The organism is Neisseria sp. P0009.S008, assembly GCF_051958615.1.
Taxonomy (GTDB): domain Bacteria; phylum Pseudomonadota; class Gammaproteobacteria; order Burkholderiales; family Neisseriaceae; genus Neisseria; species Neisseria subflava.
Genome location: NZ_JBQCVG010000113.1, coordinates 1 through 232, shown reverse-complemented (window position 1 = coordinate 232; position 232 = coordinate 1). Strand labels below are relative to the sequence as shown.

The 232-nt window shown below is 57.3% G+C and carries 1 rRNA gene; it reads right to left on the bottom strand.

Annotated elements, in window-relative coordinates:
- Positions 1–232, bottom strand: a 16S ribosomal RNA gene (locus tag ACTHSQ_RS11500); the annotation flags it as partial.

Here is a 232-nt window from a genome sequence, read left to right as displayed (position 1 = left end):
GACTACTAGGGTATCTAATCCTGTTTGCTCCCCACGCTTTCGCTCCTCAGCGTCAGTTACGGCCCAGAGCGGCGCCTTCGCCACTGGTGTTCCTCCTGATATCTGCGCATTTCACCGCTACACCAGGAATTCCCCGCTCCCCTACCGTACTCAAGTCACAGCAGTATCGGGTGGCGTCTCTGGGTTGAGCCCAGAGTTTTCACACCCGACTTACTGAACCGCCTACGAGCTC